We start from the raw sequence: 1,538 nt of genomic DNA on the forward strand, positions 1-1,538 counted from the left end.
AGCGATCACCGGCGCCCGGAACTCATCGAACACTCTCTGCCCGAGCTGTTGCGCCAGCGCATCCTGGCCATGGCGATGGGATACGAGGATCTCAACGATCACGACACCCTTCGCCGAGATCCGATGATGGCGCTCGGTGTGGGCAAGTCCGACCCGCTCGGTCTGGATCGCTCCGGTGAGGACAAGGGACGAGCCCTGGCGGGCAAGTCCACTCTCAACCGACTTGAGTTGACCAATTCCAAAACCACTGCTGAGACCGTCTCAGGCGTCCACAAGATCCATGCCAATCATACGGCCATCGAGCGTCTGCTCATCAGCCAGGCCGTCTCCCGCCTCGCGCCGGATACCGAGGAGATCGTGCTGGATTTCGACGCCACCGACAGCCTCATCCACGGTCAACAAGAAGGCCGTTTCTTCCACGGCTACTACGGCAACTATTGTTATCTCCCATTGTATTGTTTCATCGGGCCGTGGCCGGTCTGGGCGGAGCTGCGCACCAGCAATCAGGACGCAAGTAACGGCACGCTTGAAGCCCTCCAGCGCATCGTGCCCATCATCCGTGAGCGATTCCCCGAGGCACGCATCATCCTGCGGGCCGACAGCGGCTTCGCCCGCGATGAGATCCTTTCGTGGTGCGAGGAGAACGAGGTGTTTTACGTCGTGGGTCTGGCCAAGAACCAGGTCCTGCTGCGCCACCTCGACAAGACGATGTTTCGCGCGAAAGCCGATGCCTGCACACGTGGCGGCTGGTGCACCTACTTCTGCGACTTCGAATACCGCACGGCCAAAAGCTGGAGTCGAGCGCGCCGTGTGGTGGGCAAGGCACAGGTCAATCCCAAGGGCGAGAACCCACGCTTCATCGTAACCAACCTGCCCGGCGAGCGTCCCGAGTGGGAGCCTGATAGACTCTACCGCGATTTTTACTGCGCCCGGGGCGACATGGAGAACCGCATCAAAGAACAACAACTCGACCTCTTCGCCGACCGAATGAGCTGCGAGGTGATGAGCGCCAATCAGCTGCGGCTGTGGTTTTCAACCTTCGCCTATCAGCTCATGATCGACCTGCGCGAGACGGGGCTCAAGCAGAGCAAGGCGTACGCCCAAGCTACGCCGGGAATCATCCGCAACCACTTGCTCAAGATCGCTGCGGTGATTCAGGTGAGCGTGCGTCGAGTGCTGGTGCGCTGGAGCAGCAGCTTCCGGTTTCAGGACGAAGTGGCGGCTTGCTGGGAGCGACTGCGGGCCGCGCCTGCGTGAGTCGCGCATCGTGGAGAGGCCAGGGATGAGCAAAGGGAGGCGTCACTGAGGAGACGCAAGGATGGAGCGTGTCCACGCACACGGGAAACAGGGCAAAAACGACCCGAACCACCCTTCGGCGGCGCATCGGGCGGTAGGCATCGGGGCAAAACCCCGCTTTCGGCATCGCCGAGGGCGATCAACAGCCGCTGATCTCATCGCCCACCGACATCCAGCCACCCATCGGCCAATGCCCGCCGGGGGTATGAGAAATGCGGGTTAGCGTCTATTCGCGTTCATTC

The 1,538-nt window shown here is 61.5% G+C and carries 1 protein-coding gene; it reads left to right on the plus strand.

The annotated features are described in order from the left end of the window. Nucleotides 1–1,257: IS1380 family transposase (locus tag WBG04_RS10985; protein WP_424314476.1), on the plus strand; the 1,257-nt coding region annotated here is incomplete at its 5' end. Between the last annotated feature and the right edge of the window lie 281 nt (nucleotides 1,258–1,538).

Origin of the sequence: Haloferula sp. (assembly GCF_049672945.1) — a bacterium.
Taxonomy (GTDB): domain Bacteria; phylum Verrucomicrobiota; class Verrucomicrobiia; order Verrucomicrobiales; family Akkermansiaceae; genus Haloferula.